19 protein-coding genes are annotated in these 23,522 nt (G+C 42.9%); 14 read left to right on the top strand and 5 right to left on the bottom strand.

The features are described 5' to 3' along the window. Positions 1 to 27: 27 nt before the first annotated feature. From AACU28_RS18255 to AACU28_RS18240, 4 genes are all read left to right on the top strand, one after another. A complete protein-coding gene (locus tag AACU28_RS18255; RefSeq protein WP_121603400.1) occupies positions 28 to 2,559 on the top strand; it encodes a fimbria/pilus outer membrane usher protein in 2,532 nt (843 codons plus the stop codon). After that, the gene (locus tag AACU28_RS18250; RefSeq protein ID WP_183091201.1) at positions 2,556 to 3,620 is read left to right on the top strand and encodes an OmpA family protein; all 1,065 of its coding nucleotides are present in this window, start codon (positions 2,556 to 2,558) and stop codon (positions 3,618 to 3,620) included. Before AACU28_RS18255 ends, AACU28_RS18250 begins: the two co-directional genes overlap by 4 nt. Positions 3,621 to 3,659: 39 nt before the next feature. Continuing rightward, a complete protein-coding gene (locus tag AACU28_RS18245; protein WP_121603398.1) occupies positions 3,660 to 4,658 on the top strand; it encodes a fimbrial protein in 999 nt (332 codons plus the stop codon). A gap of 323 nt (positions 4,659 to 4,981) precedes the next feature. Beyond that, the gene (locus AACU28_RS18240; RefSeq protein WP_121603397.1) at positions 4,982 to 6,046 is read left to right on the top strand and encodes a fimbrial protein; all 1,065 of its coding nucleotides are present in this window, start codon (positions 4,982 to 4,984) and stop codon (positions 6,044 to 6,046) included. 68 nt (positions 6,047 to 6,114) lie between these two features. Here AACU28_RS18240 and AACU28_RS18235 read toward each other — a convergent pair whose 3' ends face one another. From AACU28_RS18235 to AACU28_RS18220, 4 genes are all read right to left on the bottom strand, one after another. Next, a complete protein-coding gene (locus AACU28_RS18235; protein ID WP_121603396.1) occupies positions 6,115 to 7,158 on the bottom strand; it encodes a helix-turn-helix domain-containing protein in 1,044 nt (347 codons plus the stop codon). A gap of 276 nt (positions 7,159 to 7,434) precedes the next feature. Next, positions 7,435 to 8,796, bottom strand: coding sequence for an L-serine ammonia-lyase (locus tag AACU28_RS18230; protein ID WP_004734717.1), 1,362 nt, complete (start codon positions 8,794 to 8,796; stop codon positions 7,435 to 7,437). A 120-nt stretch (positions 8,797 to 8,916) separates the two neighbouring features. Continuing rightward, complete coding sequence (locus AACU28_RS18225; protein ID WP_004734718.1) at positions 8,917 to 10,170, bottom strand: aromatic amino acid transport family protein; 1,254 nt, start codon at positions 10,168 to 10,170, stop codon at positions 8,917 to 8,919. Positions 10,171 to 10,479: 309 nt separating this feature from the next. Next, a complete protein-coding gene (locus tag AACU28_RS18220) occupies positions 10,480 to 11,079 on the bottom strand; it encodes a CoA pyrophosphatase (RefSeq protein WP_017080578.1) in 600 nt (199 codons plus the stop codon). A 305-nt stretch (positions 11,080 to 11,384) separates the two neighbouring features. Here AACU28_RS18220 and AACU28_RS18215 point away from each other — a divergent pair, with 305 nt between their 5' ends. After that, positions 11,385 to 11,927 carry a heme NO-binding domain-containing protein gene (locus AACU28_RS18215; RefSeq protein WP_017080579.1) on the top strand — a complete coding sequence of 181 codons (543 nt, stop codon included), beginning with the start codon at positions 11,385 to 11,387 and terminating at the stop codon, positions 11,925 to 11,927. A gap of 1 nt (position 11,928) precedes the next feature. Then, positions 11,929 to 13,647 carry an ATP-binding protein gene (locus AACU28_RS18210; protein ID WP_121603395.1) on the top strand — a complete coding sequence of 573 codons (1,719 nt, stop codon included), beginning with the start codon at positions 11,929 to 11,931 and terminating at the stop codon, positions 13,645 to 13,647. A 198-nt stretch (positions 13,648 to 13,845) separates the two neighbouring features. Here AACU28_RS18210 and pabB read toward each other — a convergent pair whose 3' ends face one another. After that, positions 13,846 to 15,225 carry an aminodeoxychorismate synthase component I gene (pabB, locus tag AACU28_RS18205; RefSeq protein WP_121603394.1) on the bottom strand — a complete coding sequence of 460 codons (1,380 nt, stop codon included), beginning with the start codon at positions 15,223 to 15,225 and terminating at the stop codon, positions 13,846 to 13,848. Between the two features lie 254 nt (positions 15,226 to 15,479). Here pabB and AACU28_RS18200 point away from each other — a divergent pair, with 254 nt between their 5' ends. The 8 genes from AACU28_RS18200 (at position 15,480) to AACU28_RS18165 (ending at position 23,481) form a co-directional block, all read left to right on the top strand. Then, positions 15,480 to 16,997 carry a fumarate hydratase gene (locus AACU28_RS18200; protein ID WP_004734730.1) on the top strand — a complete coding sequence of 506 codons (1,518 nt, stop codon included), beginning with the start codon at positions 15,480 to 15,482 and terminating at the stop codon, positions 16,995 to 16,997. Between the two features lie 163 nt (positions 16,998 to 17,160). Continuing rightward, the gene (locus tag AACU28_RS18195; protein ID WP_004734731.1) at positions 17,161 to 17,346 is read left to right on the top strand and encodes a hypothetical protein; all 186 of its coding nucleotides are present in this window, start codon (positions 17,161 to 17,163) and stop codon (positions 17,344 to 17,346) included. A gap of 221 nt (positions 17,347 to 17,567) precedes the next feature. Then, positions 17,568 to 18,941: a YcjX family GTP-binding protein gene (locus AACU28_RS18190; protein ID WP_121603393.1), complete on the top strand. Its 1,374-nt coding sequence runs from the start codon at positions 17,568 to 17,570 to the stop codon at positions 18,939 to 18,941. A 14-nt stretch (positions 18,942 to 18,955) separates the two neighbouring features. Next, positions 18,956 to 20,008, top strand: a complete 1,053-nt coding sequence (locus AACU28_RS18185) for a YcjF family protein (protein ID WP_121603392.1) — start codon at positions 18,956 to 18,958, stop codon at positions 20,006 to 20,008. Positions 20,009 to 20,232: 224 nt separating this feature from the next. Continuing rightward, positions 20,233 to 21,777, top strand: a complete 1,545-nt coding sequence (gene tyrR / locus AACU28_RS18180; RefSeq protein WP_121603391.1) for a transcriptional regulator TyrR — start codon at positions 20,233 to 20,235, stop codon at positions 21,775 to 21,777. Between the two features lie 18 nt (positions 21,778 to 21,795). Further along, complete coding sequence (rimJ, locus tag AACU28_RS18175; protein WP_121603390.1) at positions 21,796 to 22,383, top strand: ribosomal protein S5-alanine N-acetyltransferase; 588 nt, start codon at positions 21,796 to 21,798, stop codon at positions 22,381 to 22,383. A 140-nt stretch (positions 22,384 to 22,523) separates the two neighbouring features. Next, the gene (locus AACU28_RS18170; RefSeq protein WP_029222481.1) at positions 22,524 to 22,997 is read left to right on the top strand and encodes a DUF2947 domain-containing protein; all 474 of its coding nucleotides are present in this window, start codon (positions 22,524 to 22,526) and stop codon (positions 22,995 to 22,997) included. Positions 22,998 to 23,265: 268 nt separating this feature from the next. Beyond that, on the top strand, positions 23,266 to 23,481 hold the full coding sequence (locus tag AACU28_RS18165; protein ID WP_012604204.1) for a hypothetical protein: 216 nt from the start codon (positions 23,266 to 23,268) through the stop codon (positions 23,479 to 23,481). Positions 23,482 to 23,522 lie beyond the last annotated feature (41 nt).

Here is a 23,522-nt window from a genome sequence, read left to right as displayed (position 1 = left end):
GTTTTACTTTCTTTAAGGAGTTATACAATGAACAACATCAATGAAATATCATTATATAACCTAAGAAAGAGAGTCAATACTCCTCTTGCTATATTGATAACCCAAGCCAACTTAGCGGTGTTCGGTAATTTAGCTCTGGCCGATGATGAGGTTGAATTCGATGAATCATTTCTGAGAATTGACAACGTCGACATAGAGCGATTTTCACAAGCAGACTTCATCCAGCCGGGCGAGTATATGTCAAGCCTGTATATCAATGAACGTTATGTGATAAACACCAAGGTAGCGGTCAGCACGGACGAGAAAAATACCTCGGTGGTGTGCGTGACAAAAGCGATGTTGGATTCTGTTCATTTTGAAGAAGCCACATTGCCGGAATCTTTTTTATCTGAGCGCTCTCAGCCTGGCGATTGTGTTGACCTTGAAACGTACCTTCCTGGCTCATCTATTGGCTATGACTTGAGTGAATCACGCTTAAACATCAGCGTGCCACAAATCTACCTGGCGCGTGAAGCTCGCGGTGCAACGGATCCTAAATACTGGGATGCTGGCGTCAATGCAGCGTACAGTTCTTACAACATTACCGGTTTCAACTCGTCGAGTAGTGGGCACCAGTCTATCAATGCTTATTTGTCTAATGGTGTGAATGTTGGCTCTTGGTACCTGAGACACAATGGCACCGTCAACTGGTCATCGTCTAACGGCACAAGCACCAACACGGTGAGCGCTTATTTACAAAGAGCTATCCCTGAAATAAAAGGCAAAGCCATCATTGGTAAAGCGAACAGTGCTGGGCAACTTTTCGATTCGCTTCCTATTGTTGGCGCGCAACTCATAAATGATCCGTTGATGCTGCCTGAGTCTCAACGAGGTTATGCTCCCCAAATACGAGGGGTCGCGAGAACCAATGCGAGAGTCACGGTGGCTCAAAATGACCAGATAATCTATGAAACGACGGTCAGTCCGGGTGAGTTCTTGATTGATGACTTATACCCAATGGGTTTCGGTGGGTATCTGGATGTTGTCATTCATGAAGCGGATGGCACGGAGCAAAACCTCTCCGTCCCTTATGACTCCCTTACTCAATTACTCCGTGTTGGGTCGCATCGTTATTCACTGGTTGTTGGGCAATATCAAAACGACGCCTTGTTATCGAGCCCTGCATTGCTAGAAGCGACCTATGAAAAAGGATTGACGAACTCCATCACTGCTTATAGTGGGGTTCGCGGGAACCAAGATTACTTCGCTGTGCAAGGTGGTGTGGGCATCGGGACTGTTTTGGGCGCTGTCTCTATCGGTATGACGCAGTCGAAAACTCACCTTCAGAAAGGGCATGAAGACCAAACTGGCCAAAGCTTTGAAGTGAAATACAGTAAAAACCTAGTCTCGACGGGCAGTAACTTTTCTTTAGGGGCTTATCGTTTTTCAACGGAAGGGTATTTGGATTACGCCACGGCCATGGCTGTGCGCGATGATATTGAACGAGAACAAGGTGTTGATGACTTATTGACTTCAAAAAACCGTTTCAATTTAACGGCAAGCCAACAGCTTTATGATTCGTGGGGACAAGTGTATTTCTCGGGAACACTGGAAAATTATTGGAATGAAGACGACTACAAAAATCAATTCCAACTGGGTTATTCGAATAATGTGAATAGCTTGAGTTGGGGGGCGAACATCAGTCGAAATGAAGACGCTCAAGGTCAAATTCAAACCAGTTATGCATTGAATCTGTCTTTGCCAATTGGGCAGTCTTATGGTCGAACCCCTTTGAATGTTAGAGCTAGCTATTACAGCGATGGTGAAGGCGGAGGGAGTCAACAAGTGGGTGTGACGCAATCCGTTGGGGAGCGAAATCAAGCCAGTTATGGTATCGCGGCCACTCGAGACAACGCTAACGGTGATGTTGCACTTGACGCGAATGCTCGTTATGTCGGCTCTGCTGCGACGGTTTCTGCGAACGTGAGTAAAGGTGATGATTATAACAGCCAAGGTTTTGGCTTGTCCGGGACTATCCTTGGTCATTCTGGCGGGGTGACGCTGAGCCCTTCAAGCGGCACAACCTTAGGGCTCATTGAGGCTAAAGGGGCCGAAGGCGCGATTGTGTCGGGTCATCAAGGAGCGGTTATCGACAGTAATGGTTACGCCGTTGTCGCGAATTTAAACCCATACAGCCAAAACAACGTCAGTATCAGTTTAGAAAACGCGTCCATCGATGTTGAAATGGAGCAAACCTCGCAACGCGTGGTGCCGTATGAGAACGCCATCGTTTTGTTGAAGTTCAATTCTAAGCTGGGCATTCCTTTGGTCATCAATACTAAGTTTGATGGTGATAATCTCCCGTTTGGTGCGGAGGTTACTGATGCCGACGGTACAGTGGTAGGTAATGTGGGTCAGGGCAGTCAAATATACGCCAGGGTGTCGACATATCAAGGCCAGTTATTCGTCTCTTGGGGGCGTGACGACACTAATCAATGTGTTGTTCAATATGAGATAAACAGTAATAAATCTGATGGTTTAAAGATTTTACAAGCGAAATGTCAACGAGTGGTCGCATGAAAATAAATTACAGTTTCCGAGATGAAACATTTCTTTCAAGGTTGTTCAAAATGAAAGTGAAAATAAGTCAACTTAAAACGTTATTTTATATCCAACTCGCAGTGGTTGTGTTGGTTTCATACGACTGTTTTGCGGCGTCGAGTTCAGAAGAGGGGGACGTTTACCCGCATTCCTTTATCGGGACTCATGTTGAATACGCCAATCCAAGTACCAGTCGTATGCCAGACCAAAGTGCTTTGGGCGTTTTGATTGGCTCTCAATTTACAGAAAATTGGAGTTGGGATATTGGGTATATTTATTTTGGTGACACGGGTGTCAGTGAGCAAGATTCAGAGGCTGGGTTGTTCGAATCAGCGGTGCGTTATGATTGGTATTTTCAGAGAGATACCAGCGTATATACACGGGTAGGGGCAGCCTATTGGACAATAGAGTCAAACCAAACTGTTGACTCTATTGTCGTCGATGATAAATACAGTGGTTTTTCACCTGTGGGTGAGCTGGGTATTAATTATCGCTGGAATCGTCACGTTTACTTGAATGCGGGTTATAAGTACACGCACGATATCGGGGATAGTGATCTGCAGCATTATGACAACCATGCGTTACTCGCGGGTATTACATATCACTTTAAAGGCAAAGAGCAACTTCGCCAAAAGATCGTCGAGGAAATCGCCCCCAAGGTGGCTGATAAACCCGTTAAAATATTTGAAACGGTATTGAAGGAAGTAAATTTTGAGTTTAATAGCGATCAAATGATTGAGACAAAAGAGAGTAGTGGCGCAATCAGAGAGATCGCGCAGCTTTTGAAACAACATGCGAATGCGCACGTTGAAGTGGTTGGCCACACTGATTCTTGGGGAACGGACCAGTATAATGAGACGTTATCGTTGAAGCGAGCTCAAACGGTCTCTCGCCAATTGGAACTGAAAGGCATCAAAGCTAGTCGGATTACTGCGACAGGAATGGGAGAGGCTTTACCTCTTGTTGATAATCGAACGCCAGAAAATCGCGCGTTGAACCGTCGTGTAGAAATTATCATTTCATCTTTCGAGTATTTTTAATAATAAAATACAAATTAGAAATAAGTAACTGGGTTTGTTATGAAAATTATTGTACGCCTGTCCTTAGTGTTATTTGTTAGTTTTGTCGCTTGTCCAATAAAGCAAGTTCTAGCTAACTCATGTACGACAAGTAATTATGTAGCTAATTATGTGGGAGATCCGATTCCACTTTTTGACGAACGAATTGGGGAAACGCTTGGCAGGATAGATGTGTCTTTTAATTACAACTGTACTTTTACAGATGCGCATACCATGATCATATTTGGAACGTGGGGGCAAAAATCGTATAAATCTGGAAAAATTTATAATTCGAATTTGCCAGGGATTCAACTCACAACACCAAGGACTGTTGGGACATCGGGGCCGCACAATAATTCGGTGATATTTAAGACGATACATGGTAGTGAATCTGGCACTATCTCTGGGCCTCTATTCTACGTGCAAAAAATAGCTTCATTCACTAGTAGCCCTAGTGGAACTAATCCAACTTTCAATCTTGGAACTTCTCATATTGACCATAATCTCCAAGTCGATGTTTTTCGCCCCGGCGCAAGTTTCGGAATCGGCCAAGTCAATAAATTGGGTTTTGTCGATGTTCCTATTGAAATACCAACGTGTGATATTGATACCGCGCATCAGGATCAAACAGTGACGCTCCCAAGTGTTAATATTGGTGACTTTGGAGCCGTAGGCTCGACCAGTGGTCGAAGACCTTTTTCTATAACTTTACATTGTGCGCGAAGAACTCGAATACATGCAACAATCACGGATTTAAATGCTCGGACAAACACTGGAACAAACATGACTTTAAGTAGCAGTTCAACAGCCACAGGAGTGAGCTTACAATTTTCAGCGAAAGTTGATGATACGATCCGCTCATTTGGCAGTGCTAATCGTTTTTATTGGAAAGGTAGTCATGCAGACAGTGATGCGATGAGTTGGACGGTGCCAGTTGCGGTGCGTTATGTGAAGACACAACAAAACATGACTGCTGGCACTGTCAATGCAAAAATGGAAATTTTATTTGATTATGAATAATTCGTATCTATCTAATAGGTGCCTGCCGTCATAGAAGGCTAGCATCTTAATATCGTACATATCGCCGAATAATTTGAGGGTATCTATAAAATATCCTCTAGCCCAAAACTCTATTCCACCGTCGTTTCTTTCCCATATGTGGAAAGAAACGGAACAGTCTGATTGTTGTTCGGATCTTAAAACCTCTATTTGACACGTTACTCCCTGCCCATGATCATCCTATAACCTCTCTGCTTACTCTAAACTTAAAATGACAAATGCTACTAAAGGCATAATAATTGCGTGTGACATATATAGCTTTTTATAAGGTGTAGTGAGGGTGTATGTACATATTTTTGAACCGTAGTTTGCTAGTTTTAATCTATTTTTGTAGTGGCAGTTTTTCAGTTGCGTACTCTGGAAATCCTAGTTATTACTTTGTTGATATGCCAGATCATACAACGTCATCTTTATTAAAATTTAAATATTCAAATTATTGGGACAAGTCTGTAAGTAATTATAGGTTCGATTCATTGACCATAAACGACGATTCTAAATTGGATTCGAACTATCAAACAGTAGATGGCGTATCTATCTGGTATCTAAAAGGAAAGAAAGACAAAGCCTTATTTATTGCGAATGATAAATCAAGAATAAGTGTTTTCCCGACTGAGTATAAAGGAATAGGTTATGTCGTTGAAGTAAAGTCACTCGATGGAAGTTGGAATAGTATTGGCGAATCTGGAGAAAGTAAACTATCTTCACACACTCTGTCAAAAGGCTTCACCCCTTACTTACGTCTTGGGGCTTTCTGGCGTGTAGGTTTTGTGTTCTTAGAGCCGTTAAAATCTGGTAAATACAAATTGGGATCGCGCAAGGTAGGAGAGTTTCGCTTGTCAAAAATGGCTGACAGCTTTAACCGCGATTCCCTAGGGTTTTATGTACCATTGTATTACTCAGGGTTTGGTTTTACGGTAACTACAAATACTTGTGATTTCTATTTTGAAAATAGAGAAAGTACCATTAATCTGCCAAAATTAAATGGACAAGAATTTACAGGTAGGGATGAAAACTATGGAGGTACAGTATTTAAATTGAAGCTAAATTGCCCTAGTAGCATCAGGGTAAGTAGTTCTATATCAGATGCAAATATGAGTTCAAATATAGGTAATGTTCTTACTCGTGAACATGCTGAAAGTTTATTTAGGGTTGGTTTGCAGTTGTATGTTGAAGATTATAAATTACCCATTTATCTTAATGAAACTAAACTTGGCTGGGTTTCAAATGGATCTAAGAGTGATGTTGATGAGTTTAATATTAAGTTCACAGCGAGGTATGTCGGAGAAACTGATGTGAAGGAATCGAACGTAGTAGCTTTTGATGCTCTGATAAACCTCTACTATTATTGACCAATTTTTAATGTGTGTCATTTAACTAATGATGTAGTTAAATGACCTTTAATTAGAGTGTCACTCTTTTAATGAGCTGTATATCGTTTAACACTTTCACATTTAACCTTGCAATGGAACTTTTGTTGCTCATCTAAAGTACACTCTTGCATGCAAAGCAAATTTTCACTTACTTTAGTGAAGAGTAAGGGGTTAACTAGTGCTTTGACAAAATTTATTTTTATTAGACTTACAATAATGTTTGAATAGGCCTTTTTCGATGCATATGTTCTTATAATTTCACCATAAAACAAAGAGGTGATTAATTCCTGCGACATTGTCCCTACTACGTAAATGTAAATGTATTCTTTTTGGCTGAAGTGGTTCTGTGACATTTGGGCCAAAGCTCGAACCAGTAAACCCAAAAATTGCTCTTCGTTTGCATAACACCCCATGATTGCTAACGTACTTTTTTCTATTTCCCCATTGGGTATGGAAATAAAATTTGAAGAATTGTTGATTTTCTCTATGTCTATGATTTGAGAGAAATGACCAATAATTTTTTTTTCTGAATTGGTTAAGACGATACATTCATAACTCAACTGATCTTCCAATTTTAACAAATCTTTTGCCAACCGTTTAAGTGGCTCAATATTGTTATAAAATGCTCTAAATACATGAAAGTGTTCTTGATAGTTTTGGTTTTTCAAACGATATTCGAGAGGTGTTGTTACATCACTATAATATAGCATAGGTGTGATACCAAACGATTGCTTGAATTTATTTAGCACGACTTCGTGCTTATTGGTAACATTTGTCTTTTGGTGTTTGGTGTTCTTTATAAATGAAAGTAAACTGATTTTTAGTGCTTTAGCTATAAGTACTTGCTTATATAGTGATGGAGTCGTTTTTCCTGTAATCCAACGACTTAATGTAACATGATCAAGTTGTTGAAATTCCCTTTCTTTATACAGCCTTTCTATCAATTCATTTCGGCTGATTTTTTTATTTTTTATGTAATTAGATAAGAAGTTGTTGAATGTACTTGTCATAGAAAACCCACTGCTAGATTTATGTGCATCAATTTTTATTTTTGAAATACGAGCAGGTAAAATCGTTATAACCTGTTCCATTTTTTAATGATGTATAAATATTTGATTACTTATAGTAATTTTTAAATAAAAATAGAGCATCGGCATGTAGGGCGTTATATTTCCCACTTGTGATATTGACTTTTTTAAAAAATTGTAGTTGGGTTTTGTAAGTTCAAATGAGGTAAGGAAAACTGATGTTGATAAGCTTAATAGGGAAATGATTTTGGAAGAAAATGGAGAAGCGTTAAATATAGTGAAAATAGAAGCCCAAGATAATCCAAGGGCTTCTTCTAGATAATTAGAGTATGTAAGTTACTAACAAACCACCTTAACTGCCAAACCACCTTGAGATGTCTCACGGTATTTAGCGTTCATGTCTTTACCTGTTTCTAGCATTGTTTCGATAACTTTATCGAGAGAAACAGTAGGAGCAGAAGAGCGACGAAGTGCCATACGAGTTGAGTTGATTGCTTTAACTGCAGCAATACCGTTGCGCTCGATACATGGTACTTGTACTTGGCCAGCAACTGGGTCACACGTTAGACCTAGGTTGTGCTCCATGCCGATTTCTGCAGCCATACATACTTGCTCAGGGCTACCACCCATAAGCTCAGCAAGACCAGCAGCAGCCATAGAACATGCCACGCCAACTTCGCCCTGACAGCCAACTTCAGCACCAGAGATAGAAGCGTTACGCTTGTAAAGACCACCGATCGCACCAGAAGCCGCGAAGTAACGGATGTAATCTTTCTCTGTCACCGTTTGGATGAACTTATCGTAGTAAGCCAATACAGCAGGGATGATGCCACACGCGCCGTTAGTTGGTGCAGTAACAACACGGCCACCGGCAGCATTTTCTTCGTTTACTGCGAATGCAAACATGTTCACCCAATCAACAACCGTCATTGGATCATTGGTTGTTTTTTCTGAAGTAATCAGAAGTTGGCGAAGTGAAGCTGCACGGCGAGGTACACGCAATGGACCCGGCAGGATACCTTCAGTATTCATACCGCGATCCATACACTCACGCATCGTTTTCCAGATGTTTGCGAAGTAAGTACGAGACTCTTCGTCTGAGTGGAAAGCCGCTTGGTTTTTCATAACCAGTGTACTGATAGAAAGACCACTTTCTTTACACTGATTAACCAGCTCTTCAGCTGTTGTGAATTCGTAAGGTGCTTTAATCGGGTTTTCTTCTTCTTTGCCGAAGCTCTCTTCGTCAACGATGAAACCGCCACCAATTGAGTAGTACGTTTTTGAGTAAGCTACTTCGTCATCAACCCAAGCATGAATGCTCATGCCGTTCTCGTGTAGAGAAAGGTTGGTTTTATGGAAATTCATTCCGCCATCTTTAGGGAACGAAACAGTATGACAGTGCATACCAACAGGTAGACGTTCAGTTTCTTCTACTCGTGCAATAAAGCCCGCGATAGAGTCAATATCTACTTTCTCAGGGGTATTGCCTGCAAGACCCATGATGATAGCGATATCGGTGTGGTGACCTTTCCCTGTCAGTGATAGTGATCCATATACGTCCACGGTGATTTTAGTGATGTCGCGCAATTTTCCCATTGAACGTAGGTCATCAATAAATTCTTTACCCGCTTTCATTGGTCCAACTGTGTGTGAGCTCGATGGACCAACACCGATTTTATAGATATCAAATACACTAATCATAGCGATTACCTCAAAAAGAGAGCCTCCCAAGGGGAGTAGGGAGGCTCATTTATTATCATTATATTTTTTGTCTAATCTCGCGATATAAGATGGATGTCATCTTATAAAAAGGACTTGAGATTAAAGAGCGCCGTAGATTACAGAACTAATAGCCGCTAGACCACATAAAGCTGTAAAGATTTGCACAGGTGCTGATGTTTTGTACTTAGCCATTGCTGGTACTTTCTGCATCGCGAATACAGGCATTAGGAACAGGATAGCTGCAATCATTGGAGCACCCATTGTTTCAATCATACCTAGGATGCTTGGGTTAACTACCGCAACAATCCAAGTTGTAACAACGATGAACGCTAGAGATGCTTTCTCAATCGTGCTGATTGAAGAACCAGAGCGAGACTTGATTAGACCAACAAGACCTTCATGAGCACCTAGGAAGTGACCGAAGTAGCTAGAAGTAATCGCTGCGAACGCTACTAGAGGACCCATGTAAGAGATAAGTGGAGACTCGTGAACGTTAGCTAGGTAAGAAAGTACCGAGATGTTTTGCGCTTGCGCTGTAGCTAGTTGCTCTGGAGATAGAGAAAGCACTACAGAGAATACGAAGAACATTACAAAACCCATCAGCATCATTGCTGCGCCGCCAGTGATCGCGTCAGTTTTCTTAACTGCGTCTTCACCGTATACACGACGTTGCTCTTTAGAGAACTGTGAAATGATTGGGCTGTGGTTGAAAGAGAACACGATGATTGGAATCGCAAGCCAGATAATAGAAGGCATTGAAGACCATTCTGGGCTTGTTTCCATCATTGAAGTGTTCCATTCAGGAACTAGGTAGAAAGACAGCGCTAGTAGGACGAATACTAGTGGGTAAACCATTGCTGACGTTGCTTTAAGCATCAGTTCTTTACCGAATACAACACCTGCTGTCATAGCAAGGATCAGTGCACCAGAAAGAAGAGGACGTGGAATAGATTCCATACCCATTTGGTTTACTAGGAAAGAATCAACCGTGTTGGTGATACCAACACCGTAGATAAGAACGATTGGGTAGATAGCGAAAAAGTAAGCAAAAGTAATAATGTTTGCGCCAGTCTTACCGAAGTGCTCTTCAACTGTGTCTGTAATATCAGCTTCAGGGTTTTTAGCAGACAGTACGAAACGAGCTAGAGATTTGTGTGCGAACCAAGTCATTGGTGCCGCGATTAGAGCTAGGATAACTAATGGCCAAAAACCACCCGCACCAGCTTTGATTGGAAGGAATAGTACGCCAGCACCAACTGCTGTACCGAATAGTGATAAACACCAGGTAAAATCTTTATAGTTAAACTTGCTTGAATCTTTAACGGCATTTGCCGAAGAAGTTGTTGTGTTCATGTTAAATTACTCATTTTTTGGGAACAGGAAATAAGTTGGGGCTAATTCTGCAGAATTTTCTTCTGTAAAAAATAGATCTAAATCATGTAATGAAACGGCGTGTCACATGATATGCGAAAAACGGATTTTTGATCACGAAATTGGCGTGCTACAGGTGATTTATGCTCATGCTAGACATTAGTTTTTATTATGCGAATGGCGGGGGTGGTCAGATTTATACCAGGAAAACGTTTGCGTAAAATTGCATTAATAAATCTGTTCTATAGAAAGGCTGGATTTTGTTAACAGAGATTAAACAAAACGTAGTTGCTATGTAATTTGTTGCACTACATGTCGCTGCAGAGATTGGATGATTTGTGCTGTAACGCCCCAAATTAGGTGCTCTTCGAAGGGCATCGCAAAAACACGATGCTTGATTTGTTTAACGTTAACAGTGTGGCTGTGTAACTTGGCTTGGTCTAAAACATAGGTGGCAGGCACCTCAAAAATCGAGGCTACTTCGTTCTCATCGATGATGGCTTCATAGTCAGGATCGACCATTGCAACAATCGGTGTCACAGAAAATTTACTAATAGTACTCAATGCAGGTAATTGGCCAACAATTTTAACTTGATCCGATCGAATTCCCACCTCTTCGTGGAGTTCTCTAAGTGCAGTAAATTGCATAGAAGGGTCGGAAAGTTCGTGTTTTCCTCCAGGAAAGCTGACTTGACCTGGATGATGCTTTAAATGAGCGGCTCTTTTAGTAAAAATGACATGTAAACCATCTTCTCGTTCCACTAAACCGACCACCACTGCCGCTTTGCGCAATTGATCGCCACTGATATGCGAAACACGCTCTACAGATTCAGGATGATAGCCAACCGTAGGGTTAAGCTGGAATTGTTGAAGGAAGTTTTCTTTATTCATATCAAGCCAATATATTGATTATTATGATTTTAAGTATAGACATAACCGTGGGCTGATTACCAATTTTGAGTGTGTCTTCATTTACTTACCCTTAGTTCAGTCATTAACTAAGCATAATAAAGGGAAGGGGGCAGTCACCTATCTCCTCAAACGAGGGGTTTTGCTATATTCAATATTTGTACATTTCCGAGTAAGCGTTGCCCATGTCATAAAATTAGGTGATGAAACGTGGTTTTTTTGTTTAAGAATTTGATAACAATAACTTAGTAGACCATTCTAAAAAGAAATAGAAGAAAAGGTATGAGATGAAAGGAATCATATTCACCGAATTTTTAGAGCTTGTTGAAGACAAGTTTGGGCTAGAGCTTTTGGAAGAAGTTTTAGAGATGTCAGAAGACGAAGGGATCTACACGTCGGTCGGAAGCTATGACCACAAAGACCTTGTCAGGTTGATTATCAACTTGAGTAAGAAAACCGATATTGATGCCGCCAGTTTACAGCGTGTTTTTGGGCAGTCGGTGTTTAAGAACTTATTGGCCTCATTGCCTAATAAAGCGAGCCTTGCTCATAGCACGACCACCTTTCAATTTATCCAACACGTAGAGCGCTATATTCACGTTGAAGTGAAGAAGCTCTATCCGGATGCGGAGCCGCCTGAATTCAGCTTTATTACCACGACTGAAGCACAGCTTGTTTTTGACTATAAAAGCGCAAGGTGCATGTCTCACGTTTGCTTAGGGCTTATTGAAGGGTGTGCTGAATACCACGGTGAATCTATCGCGGTTGAAATGACGCCGCAAAATGATGACCAAAGCGTGGTTAGGTTTAATCTCAAAGTAGAAAAGTGATATGGATCCGGCATCTGCCATAGAGAAGAAACTTAAGCGTCAAATCGCGGCAAGGAAAGCGGCTGAAGCGTTGTTGGAACAAAAGAGCCTCGAACTGTTTGAGGCTAACCAACAGCTTGAGCTTGCTCTGCGTCAGTTAGAAAAGCGCTCTAACGCGAATATACGCCGTATTGAATTCCAAGAACAAATCGACAACCTGTTGATTGATTTCGGGCGCGCGTTCCTTAGAAATGATCTCGATGACGTCATGTTGTCACAATTGACGATTAATGTGACCAACAGTTACTTGATCGAAGCCAGTCGTTTGATTTTGCCTCCCAAGCTGATCCCGCAGTTACACACCTACGACTATGGTGACGAAGCCGTCGAGGTGATAGAGCAATACATTCAAGAACCTCATTGGCAAGGCAACCTGCTAACGGTGCCATTAGAGGTCGAAAAGGTCATAGTCGGCGCGTTAATCGTGAAGGTCAGATTGTTAGACCAGGACTACGAATTCATTCAAAGCCAACTGTTGTTAGTGACCGATCTTATCTGCAGTGCACTAACTCATCAGCTTGCTATCAATCGAAATGTTGAGTCACGTAAACGAGCGGAAGAGTCCGAGAGGGCAACGCGCGACTTTGTGGCCATGATTAACCATGAGCTAAGAACTCCGCTCAATGGTTTGCTAGGTAGTGCAGAATTGATCAGTGATACCGAACTCAGCAGTTCTCAGCGTGAAATAGTGAATAACCTGAGCCAATCTGGAGAGTTTCTTAGAACCATCATTAATGACTTGCTTGATTTCAGTAAAATCAATGCAGGGATGTTGGATCTTATTCCTAAGAAATTTGCGTTGCATGATTTGAGAAATACGATTGAAAGTATCTTCGTCAATCGCGCGATTGAGAAGCAGATCGAATTTAATATCAGTGTCGCATCTAACGTACCTTCTCATTTCCAAGGCGATTTAGAACGTATCACGCAACTGTTTGTAAACTTAATCGGTAATGCGATCAAATTTACAGAAGAGGGGCACGTCAATGTCGATATTGAGTGGGACAAAAACCAGTTTGTTTTCTCAGTGGAAGATACTGGGGTAGGCATTGCCGAATCTGCACATAAGACGCTGTTTGAACCTTTCACACAAGCTGACAACTCAAGTAGCCGAAATTATGAGGGCACTGGGCTTGGCTTAGCGATTTGTCGTAAGCTGGTGGCTTTGATGAATGGCGTGATTGGGGTGACCAGTGTTGTTGGCTCAGGCACTACGTTTACTATCTCGATTCCTCTTCAGGTTGTCGATGTACCAGCAGAGAGTGATAGTGTCGCCAGAGGCTTTGAATCTGAAGTCGAATTGTCACTGCTTAAAGTGCTGGTGGTTGATGATATTAAGATGAACCAGATCATCATCCAACAAATGTTACGTAAACATGAGATTGAACCTGCTACCGCGAGCAATGGTGTAGAAGCTTTTGAGCTTGCTTCAGATAATGAATACGACATTGTTTTCATGGATTGCAGAATGCCCGTCATGGACGGATTTGAAGCGACAGAGAAACTTAGAGATAAGGGGTACGTTAAATCTATTGTGGCACTCACCGCCGGAACGACGCTGGAAGAGCGAGAACGTTGTATTCAGTGCGGAATGGATGACATTCTTAGTAAGCCTTACACAGCCAACGATCTTAAAGAAATGCTCAAGAAGTGGGGTGTTGCGCCTGCGAAAGTAACTTAGCGCTTGTTAACTAAGGTAACCTAGAGCTTGTCAATTAAGCCTCGCTAGTTAGAAAGTGGTCATTCACATGCTCTGGCACAGAGACTAAAAAACCGAAGTGATCTTACGATCCTTCGGTTTCTTTTTATTTCGGTTTCTTCTTATATAGAGCTTTCGCTGGCCGTTAAGCCGCGAAACTGTCAGTTAATGACGTTATGCTTAACATTCCTCAAGCACAGGTAGGATACGACTTAGTTTATCCAACGTCTCTTGGTATTCAGAAGCACAATCACTATCAAATACCACACCACCGCCAGCCCATGCATAAAGCGTATTGTTCTCTGCCACTAACGTACGAATCGTAATGCTGGTGTCCATTCTGCCATTTCGGCTGATGTAGCCAATACTGCCACAGTACGCTGAACGTCGATGCGGTTCTAACTCTTCAATGATCTGCATCGCGCGAACTTTTGGAGCGCCGGTAATCGAGCCTCCAGGGAAACAGGCTCTCAGAAGGTCAGTTGCAGAGTATTGGTCATCAAGGTCCGCTCGTATCGTGCTCACTAAGTGGTGCACAGCAGGGAAGCTTTCAATATCGAAGAGCTTTGGTACATGAACCGATCCTGGCTTTGCGACTCGGCCAATATCATTACGAAGCAGGTCGACGATCATCAAGTTTTCTGCCTGATCTTTATCGGCGTTGACTAGGTCTTGTGCGTTGGCATCATCAATCATAGGGTCTTTAGAGCGAGGGCGTGTGCCTTTGATCGGTTTTGTTTCAATGGTGCCACTATTGAGTTCTAAGAATCGTTCAGGCGAAACACTGATGATTGCGCAGTCGGCCAAACGGATGAAGCCAGAAAAGGGCGCCGAGTTGTATTGTTCCAATTTGTCATAGGCTAGCCATTCACTGCCTTGGTATTGGGCATTGAAACGCTGAGCCAAGTTAATCTGATAGCAATCGCCGGATAACAGGTACTCTTGAACACTATCGAATTTCGTTGCGTAGTTCTGTTCGCTCATGTTGGATTTCCACGGTGTGGTTAATCCAAAGGGCGCATGTGTTCGTTTTGACGGAGCCAATTGTTGCATCAGCCAATCATGATGTTCATCGATATTGCTGCCGACAATACACGCCGTTTTTAATTGATGGTCAACGATCACAGCCCATTCATATAAACCAACCGCCATGTCTGGCGCTTCAATGTCTCGCTTCGTGAGTGAAGGAAGTGTTTCAACTCTGCGCCCCAAATCATAACTAAAATAGCCTAATGCACCGCCAACGAATGGCAACTCAACGTGCTCTTTCGTTACAGGCAATAACTGTTGCTGATATTGGTCGAGTAGTTCGAAAGGATCGGAGTCTGAAACCTCGCACGTCTCATTAACATTAACGGTCGTTTTTGCACCGACTGTCTCAAAGGTGGCGATGGGTTGAGCAACTAAAATATCGTATCGACTATCAACGTGGCTTTCTGAAGCTGAGCGTAATAGCATTGCCCACGGTAGGTTTTCAATATGGGAAAACAGCTGTTTAGCTAAAGTTGATTGATATTCAAGCGGCTTGATTTGGATAGAGCGAAATTCGTTGTTATTCATTTGTTTAATTTGTGACAAAGAGTTCGATCACTGCATGGCGTGTGAGAGGAAGCAAGAGTATCATAAATTGAAAATAAAATGGGTTCTTGATTAGAACGGTGCAAACCACATGGTTTAGTTTAAAGCTATGCAAGCGATTGCTAAAGCAACTAAATACAGCTCAACATAATAAAAAGCTAAGCCAACTAATCCGGTTAGACAAAAACAGTCAAACCAAGATCCCACATGGAACCAGAACAATAAAGAGGCATGCAATGACGGTTATTCGTAAGCAAGATGTGATCAGCAGTGTCGCTGACGCACTTCAGTACATTTCTTATTATCACCCTTTAGACTTTGTCCAAGCCCTAGAAAAAGCGTATGAGAAAGAAGAGAGCCAAGCAGCAAAAGATGCTATCGCTCAGATTCTGATTAACTCGCGCATGTCTGCGGAAGGCCATCGTCCAATTTGTCAGGATACGGGTATTGTTACTTGTTTCGTGAACATCGGTATGGATGTTAGGTGGGAAACGGATCAAACAGTACAACAGATGGTTGATGAAGGCGTTCGTCAAGCTTACAACAATCCAGATAACCCATTGCGTGCATCTGTCCTAATGGACCCTGCAGGTAAGCGTATTAATACAAAAGACAACACACCAGCGGTTGTTCACATTAATATGGTTCCAGGCAACAAAGTTGAAATTCAAATCGCGGCAAAAGGCGGCGGTTCTGAGAACAAAACCAAGATGGTAATGCTTAACCCTTCTGATGATATTGCAGAGTGGGTAGAGAAGACGCTACCAACTATGGGTGCGGGCTGGTGTCCACCGGGCATGCTTGGTATAGGCATCGGCGGTACGGCTGAGAAAGCAGCAGTACTAGCGAAAGAATCTCTGATGGAACACATCGATATTCAAGACCTTATCGACAAAGGTCCAGAGAACGCAGAAGAAGAGCTTCGTTTAGACATCTTCAACCGTGTAAACAAGCTTGGTATTGGTGCACAAGGTCTTGGCGGTCTAACGACTGTGGTTGACGTTAAAATCAAAACAGCGCCAACGCATGCAGCTTCAAAGCCTGTTTGCTTGATCCCGAACTGTGCAGCAACGCGTCACGTTCACTTCACGCTAGACGGCAGCGGCCCTGCAGAACTAACCCCACCTAAGTTAGAAGAGTGGCCAGACATTACTTGGGAAGCAGGCGCAAATACACGCCGTGTTAACCTAGATGAAATTACTAAAGAAGACGTTCAAGAGTGGAAGACTGGCGAAACGGTTCTTCTATCAGGCAAGATCTTAACCGGTCGTGATGCAGCGCATAAGCGTATTCAAGGCATGCTTGAAAGTGGTGAAGGTTTACCTGAAGGTGTTGACCTGAAAGGTAAGTTCATTTACTACGTTGGCCCTGTTGATGCGGTACGCGATGAAGCGGTTGGTCCTGCTGGCCCGACAACGTCTACTCGTATGGATAAGTTCACCGACATGATGCTAGAAGAAACCGGCATTATGGGCATGATTGGTAAAGCAGAGCGTGGCCCTGCAACCGTTGAGTCAATCAAACAACATAAATCGGTTTACCTAATGGCCGTTGGCGGTGCAGCTTATTTAGTGGCTAAAGCAATTAAAAAAGCACGCGTGGTTGCGTTTGAAGATCTCGGTATGGAAGCGATTTACGAGTTTGAAGTTGAAGACATGCCGGTAACGGTCGCGGTTGACTCTAACGGCGTGAACGCGCACCAGATCGGCCCTGACACGTGGAAAGTGAAAATTGCTGAAGCTGAAAAAGCATAATTTACTGAAGTCAAAAGTCGTAACAGGCGCTAGCTTCAGCGTTTGAATTGCAATTCTTGACAGAAAGTTGAAGACAAAAGTGCAGCATTATTTGCACTTTTGTCTTATTATCAATGATATAGTGATAAACACATAGTTTGATATAAGAATATAGGAGAGAGGAATGCCTCGTTTTATTCAGATCCTACAGATTATCTTGGCAGTGGTGATTGGTGCTTTTGTTGGTTACGACCTGATCTTGAAAGGGATCAGCATCTTTGATAATAAATACGTGACAATTACTTGTGCGCTTTGGCTAATTGCAGAGATTGCACTGTTTGTTATCTACAAGTTGATTGAAGACGATTAAACGTCGGATATCGCAGAAAAATTCTAAAGCCCCTGATTATGAATGTAGTCAGGGGCTTTTATTCATCTAGCATTAAGAATGTGTATTGCATACTTATCACCATAAGCAAAGACATCAGTATTTAAGATATTCCGATTGGAATAAATAAGTAGGCTATTTTTCCAAATGATTGCGCTCTTGGTGAGTCAGCAATCCAGCCTAACTATCACGGAGTCGTTCAAATGAAACACCTAACTCAAGAAATGAGTGACTTTATAAGCAGAGGAACGGATTCTCACATTCGAGTAGCGGTTACGGGGCTTTCTCGTGCGGGTAAGACAGCATTCATTACTTCGCTGGTAAATCAGCTTCTTCATACGTCTACCCACAAAAATCTACCACTGCTTGCATCAGCGAGAGATGGCAGAATTATTGGCGCAAAGCGCATCCCGCAACAAAACATGATGATTCCACGCTTCTCTTATGATGAAGCGATGGAATCTTTGAATGCACAGCCACCAGAATGGCCGGTGCCAACGCGTGATGTCAGTGAGATTCGTCTAGCAATCAAATATAAGCCGGCTAAAGGCGCAAAGAAGCTGCTGAGCAAGAACAGCACCCTTTATCTCGATATTGTTGATTATCCGGGAGAGTGGCTACTTGATTTACCTTTGCTGGATATGGATTTTGATACTTGGAGTCAGTCTCAATTTGCAGCACTAAAAGGCGATAGAGAAACCTACTCGCAACAGTGGAACGCAATGCGTGGTGACGTTGACTTGTTAGCCGAAGCAGACGAAAAGAAACTGGTCGCCATTGCCGATAGCTATACTCAGTACCTTCACACTTGTAAGGATAACGGGTTGCACTGGGTACAACCGGGTCGATTCGTATTGCCGGGTGAGCTTGAAGGTGCGCCTGTGCTGCAATTTTTCCCATGCATCGCACCTGAGGGCAAGTTCTCTAAAACAAGTAACTATGCGGTTTTAAAAGCGCGTTATGAAGAGTATCAACAAAAGGTCGTAAAGGCGTTTTATAAGAATCACTTCGCGACGTTCGACAGACAAATCGTGCTGGTGGATTGCTTACAGCCGCTCAATGCGGGCTATGACTCTTTCATGGATATGCGTGGCGCATTAGAGCAGCTACTAAAAAGCTTTAAGTATGGTCGAAGCAATGTGCTAAGACGCTTATTCGCTCCGAAGATCGACAAGATATTATTTGCGGCCACCAAGGCTGACCACGTGACACCGGATCAACACCCGAACTTGGTATCGCTGTTACAACAGATGGTGCATCCGGCTTGGCAACAGGCGGCGTTTGAACACATCGACATGAGTTGCATGAGCATCGCGTCTATTCAAGCGACCAGCGCGGGTTATATCTCGTCGGGCTCAGACAATGTTCCGGCGTTGCAAGGTGTGACTTTAGATAACGTACCTCAGACCATGTATCCGGGAGAGGTGCCGCGTAAGTTGCCCAATAAACAGTATTGGGAAACCAACCAGTTTGATTTCACAAGCTTTAGGCCGATGGAGCAGCACTCTGACGAGCCTTGTCAGCATCTGAGAATCGACAAGGTTTTAGAATATCTCATTGGCGACAAGTTGAAGTAATTGAGGCAATCAAAATGAGTGAATTAAAAACAAAGCAGGTCTTTGATGAACCGTTGAAGACCTCTTTTGATGAGCAAGACAAGAGCGAAGTTAGCCCGGATTTAGGCGCTCAACAACTGTTCACAGAGCAAGAGAAATTTGTTCCTGTCGCACCGCAAGTGGAAGCCGATCTTGATGGTGAAGCTGAGCAGCAATTGGAGCAAGTGATTCGATCGAGCAAAAAGAAGAAGTGGTTTGGAACGGGCTTACTTGTCGCTTTCTCCGGTTTAGTCGGATGGCAAGCTATTGACTCTGTCATTACAGCGATTCAAACAGCAGACTGGCTCGCGTTAGGTTGGGCAGGCTTTACTGCTGCAATCGCTTCATTAGGCTTGGGCGCAATAGGCAAAGAGCTGTGGAAGCTACGCTCATTGAAAGATCATTTCAGCGTTCAAGAGCAGAGTGAAGAGCTGTTACAGAGCCAAAGCGTTGGTAAAGGCAAAGCGTTCTGTGAACACATTGCGAAGCAGGGCGGTATTGTCGCTGAATCACCCGCTTATGATAAATGGCGAAACAGCATTAACCCTGCACACAGCGATGCTGAAGTCTTGGATATGTATGATGCACTTGTTGTTGCCCAACAAGATAAAGTGGCGACTCAAATCGTCACTAAGTTCTCGACCGAATCGGCCGCTTTGGTTGCTGTGAGCCCATTAGCGGCTGCCGATATGTTGCTGGTGGCGTGGCGCAATTTCACCATGATAGACAAGCTTGCTGATGTGTATGGCATTGAGCTTGGTTACTGGTCGCGTATTAAGTTGTTCAAGTTGGTGTTGATCAACATGGCAGCGGCAGGGGCGAGTGAGTTGGCGATAGACGCGAGTATGGACCTCGTCTCGATGGATCTTGCAGGCAAGGTTTCAGCTCGAGCAGGGCAGGGGCTCGGTGTCGGTATTCTCACTGCGAGACTGGGTTTAAAAGCCATGACATTGCTGCGCCCTATGCCTTGGCATAATGAGCGAAAAGTAAAAATATCAGATCTTCGTAAAGCCGTCCTTTCTGAAATAAAGCGCATTACGCTTAAATAGAGTGAGTTGCTTATCAATAAAGCGCATCACGCTTAAACAAAGCGAGCTACTAACCAATAAAGCGAGTTGCTTATCAATAAAGCGAGCTACTAACCAACAAAGTGTATGACATTGAGTCGTTTGCGAGTGAAGAGTAAACATATGTTTACTCTTCTTCTTGACTGAACTCAGAGCTTAATCCACACTACTGTCAACTTATCCTGACACCTATAATAGGACTATTTGTGCGTCTTGAAGTATTGTGTGAAGACAGACTCGGCTTAACGCGTGAGTTGCTCGATATCTTGGCCTCAAAAAGCATTGATTTAAGAGGAATCGAAATTGATGTTAAAGGCATTATTTACTTAAACTGCCCTGATATTAATTTTGATGCTTTTAGTGAACTTATGGCTGAAATTCGCCGAATTTCAGGTGTGAAGGATGTACGTAAAATCCAATTTATGCCAAGCGAAAGGCATAACACAGAGTTGATAGCTCTGCTGGCAAACCTACCTGACCCTGTGATAGCGATTGACCTTAAAGGCTCAATCGATATGGCAAACCACGCTGCATTGAACCTCTTTAACAAGCAAGAAGACGAAGTGATCGGTGAGCCGCTAGCGACGTTCGTTCCTAGCTTTAACTTTGCTCGTTGGATCGAAGGCGATGTAACGCGCCATCGTGAAGTTGTGGTGTTAGATGGTTTAGATTTCTCTATTGAGATCCTGCCGATTTACCTTGGTGGTGATGTGAACGAAGCGGTACTGGCTAGCGCGGTAATGACAATTCGTTCTTGCAACCAAGAGATGAACACGCCAGACGCAATCCCTGAACAGAATAACCTAGGTTTTGAACACTTTGTTGGTGTCTCTAATCGCCATAAAGCCTTGATCAGCCAAGCTAAGAAACTGGCTATGCTGGATCAACCTCTCCTTATTGAAGGGGATACAGGCACGGGTAAAGAGATGCTGGCTAAAGCGTGCCATAACCGTTCGAACCGAGCGTCATTCCCATTCTTGATTCTAAGCTGTGCATCGATGCCTGATGACGTAGCGGAAACGGAATTGTTTGGTCATGCACCGGGTTCATTTAACCATGAACAAGGTCATAAAGGCATTTTCGAACAAGCGAATGGCGGTACGGTATTTTTAGATGAAATTGGCGAGATGAGCCCGCATCTACAAATCAAACTGTTGCGTTTCCTACAAGATGGTTCATTCCGTCGTGTTGGTGAAGAAGAAGAGATGCACGCGGATGTTCGTATTATTGCATCAACGCGCCACCGTCTTTCTGAATTAGCAGACTCGGGTTCGTTCCGTGAAGATTTGTTCTACCGCTTGAATGTACTGACTCTGTCTATTCCAGCATTGCGTGAACGCTCAAACGACGTAGCGCCACTGTTGGAATTGTTCGTTGCAAAGTACGCGCAGCAATTAGGTATGTTAAAACCAAAACTGACTCAAGAATTAGTCGACCAGCTTGGTAATTACCAATGGCCGGGCAACATTCGCCAGTTGGACAACATGGTTCTACGTGCACTAACAGAGCTAGATTCAGACACACTAACAGTTGAGCAATTCCACTTGCCACAGCTTGAAACAATGACGGCTGGAATGGCGAACTTAAGCCTAGACGGCTCGCTTGACGAGATCATGAAAGACTATGAATCTCAGATTCTAGAGAAGCTTTATCAGTCTTTCCCATCAAGCCGTAAGCTAGCAAAACGTTTGAATGTATCTCATACCTCAATTGCGAATAAGCTTCGTGATTACGGTATCAGAAAGAACTGATCGAATAAGAACAAGATTATGGAAGATTTGAGTACACCAGAGCGCATTTATAAGCATGATGGTAATCTGATTCTACGCACCGCTGAAATTGATGACGCTGGCATGATCAGCGAGTACTTTCAGGTTAACAGAGAGTACCTGAAACCTTGGGAACCGATTCGCGAAGACGCGTTCTTTGATAGAGCGAGTTGGGCGCAGCGACTGATCAAGTTAAACGAGCTTCATAAAATGGGGCTAGGCTATTACTGTTTACTGATTAACGCTGACTCTAATGAAATGTTAGGCACCATATCGTTCAGTAATTTGTCTCGTTTCCCGTTCTACGCTTGTAATGTCGGTTACTCATTGGCGCAAAGTGCACAGGGCCACGGTTACATGCGCAGAGGCTTGAGCATGGCAAAAGACTACATGTTTGATGTGCAGAACATGCACCGCTTAATGGCGGGCTACATGCCTCACAATGAACGCAGTGCGGGTGTCTTGGAACATCTTGGCTTTGTTCGAGAAGGCTTCGCCAAAGATTACTTACAGATTAACGGTAAATGGGAAGACCATATACTGACCGCGTTAGTTAACCCTAACTGGGAAGACAAACGCAATGTCTAGACTAAATAGTATCTAGGCGTAAGAACAAGTAACGAATTTAAAGGCAGCGAATATCAAGCGATCTCTAGTCGCCGCTGTATCAAAAAGAACATATAGGCATGGTAGATCCATCAGCCTGAGAAGATATTTGAGGAATTTTGATGTCATACACAACTTTGGACGAATACCAAAGAAAATGGATTTTCACTCACCAGTCAATGCCGCTGCCGGCAGAGGATTTGGAAAAGATTAAACCAATGACACAGGCGAGAGCATCTCAGTTTTGGAAAGAGAACGTGAGCCCTCAAAGCCCTGATGCGGAAAGACTAAGTTCGCAAGACTGGCCAAGCAAAGCATCGAACTGGAATGAAGAGATCAGCTGGATGGCAAATTGGGAATCTGATGAGCCTGAAATGCCAGAAGAAATTCTAAACTTCATTGATTGGCAAGATGACGTAACTGTCTATTTTTGTTACGAAAAATACAATGTTTTAGAAACAAAATGGTCAGTTTTCAAGAAACACTGGAAGAACTTTTTGTTCTACGATGATGGCCCGATTCTACTAGGTCGCCGCCGTTCAGAAGCACTTTGGTTTGCTACAAATGGTACCGTTAAAATTGGTAACCGTGCTTAAGTTCGGTGTGATTTAATCGAGCGAGTGTTGACGATCCGATCAACAGATAGACGGACAAAAAGCGAGCATTGAGCTCGCTTTTTTTATGCCTAATGATCTTCGAAGATCATCGGAAAGAAACGATTATTTTACCTCAGTTGAGGATGACTATTTTTACTGACATAGAGCAGTTAAATTTCGAAATTGAGATCGCTATCTCATTGGGCTAGTTGAAGTTTTATGGGGTTGAGCTATCTTTGTATTACTGCCTTAGTGGAGGTGAAGTATTATGATTTGGGATACTCTCGAACGTGTAAATAAACTTCGCAAGGAAGCAATGGAAGATCCAGAGTTTTTGGATTCAGCAAAAATGCATGAGGAATGGCTTTTAAGCGAAACTCATAATCAATCGAACAAAGGAGCTAAAGAGAAGAAACCGAAAAAATTATCTGATATTTATGAAAATACGGATTTTCCTATCAACCCAACAGGAACGAAACATTAACAATGATGAACTGCAATACGGCTAAGGCTCTTAACCAAGAA

The sequence above is a fragment of the Vibrio sp. SBT000027 genome (assembly GCF_963894355.1).
GTDB classification, from domain to species: domain Bacteria; phylum Pseudomonadota; class Gammaproteobacteria; order Enterobacterales; family Vibrionaceae; genus Vibrio; species Vibrio splendidus.
This window is presented reverse-complemented; position numbering and strand designations above follow the sequence as displayed.

Coding starts and splice junctions, on each gene's coding strand:
- AACU28_RS18235 (WP_121603396.1), bottom strand. CDS start 7,158: ATGGAACAGGTTATAACGATTTTACCTGCTCGTATTTCAAAAATAAAA.
- rimJ (WP_121603390.1), top strand. CDS start 21,796: ATGGAAGATTTGAGTACACCAGAGCGCATTTATAAGCATGATGGTAAT.
- AACU28_RS18170 (WP_029222481.1), top strand. CDS start 22,524: ATGTCATACACAACTTTGGACGAATACCAAAGAAAATGGATTTTCACT.
- AACU28_RS18210 (WP_121603395.1), top strand. CDS start 11,929: ATGGATCCGGCATCTGCCATAGAGAAGAAACTTAAGCGTCAAATCGCG.
- AACU28_RS18185 (WP_121603392.1), top strand. CDS start 18,956: ATGAGTGAATTAAAAACAAAGCAGGTCTTTGATGAACCGTTGAAGACC.
- AACU28_RS18230 (WP_004734717.1), bottom strand. CDS start 8,796: ATGATTAGTGTATTTGATATCTATAAAATCGGTGTTGGTCCATCGAGC.
- AACU28_RS18195 (WP_004734731.1), top strand. CDS start 17,161: ATGCCTCGTTTTATTCAGATCCTACAGATTATCTTGGCAGTGGTGATT.
- AACU28_RS18240 (WP_121603397.1), top strand. CDS start 4,982: ATGTACATATTTTTGAACCGTAGTTTGCTAGTTTTAATCTATTTTTGT.
- AACU28_RS18250 (WP_183091201.1), top strand. CDS start 2,556: ATGAAAATAAATTACAGTTTCCGAGATGAAACATTTCTTTCAAGGTTG.
- pabB (WP_121603394.1), bottom strand. CDS start 15,225: ATGAATAACAACGAATTTCGCTCTATCCAAATCAAGCCGCTTGAATAT.
- AACU28_RS18255 (WP_121603400.1), top strand. CDS start 28: ATGAACAACATCAATGAAATATCATTATATAACCTAAGAAAGAGAGTC.
- AACU28_RS18215 (WP_017080579.1), top strand. CDS start 11,385: ATGAAAGGAATCATATTCACCGAATTTTTAGAGCTTGTTGAAGACAAG.
- AACU28_RS18190 (WP_121603393.1), top strand. CDS start 17,568: ATGAAACACCTAACTCAAGAAATGAGTGACTTTATAAGCAGAGGAACG.
- AACU28_RS18225 (WP_004734718.1), bottom strand. CDS start 10,170: ATGAACACAACAACTTCTTCGGCAAATGCCGTTAAAGATTCAAGCAAG.
- AACU28_RS18245 (WP_121603398.1), top strand. CDS start 3,660: ATGAAAATTATTGTACGCCTGTCCTTAGTGTTATTTGTTAGTTTTGTC.
- AACU28_RS18220 (WP_017080578.1), bottom strand. CDS start 11,079: ATGAATAAAGAAAACTTCCTTCAACAATTCCAGCTTAACCCTACGGTT.
- AACU28_RS18165 (WP_012604204.1), top strand. CDS start 23,266: ATGATTTGGGATACTCTCGAACGTGTAAATAAACTTCGCAAGGAAGCA.
- AACU28_RS18200 (WP_004734730.1), top strand. CDS start 15,480: ATGACGGTTATTCGTAAGCAAGATGTGATCAGCAGTGTCGCTGACGCA.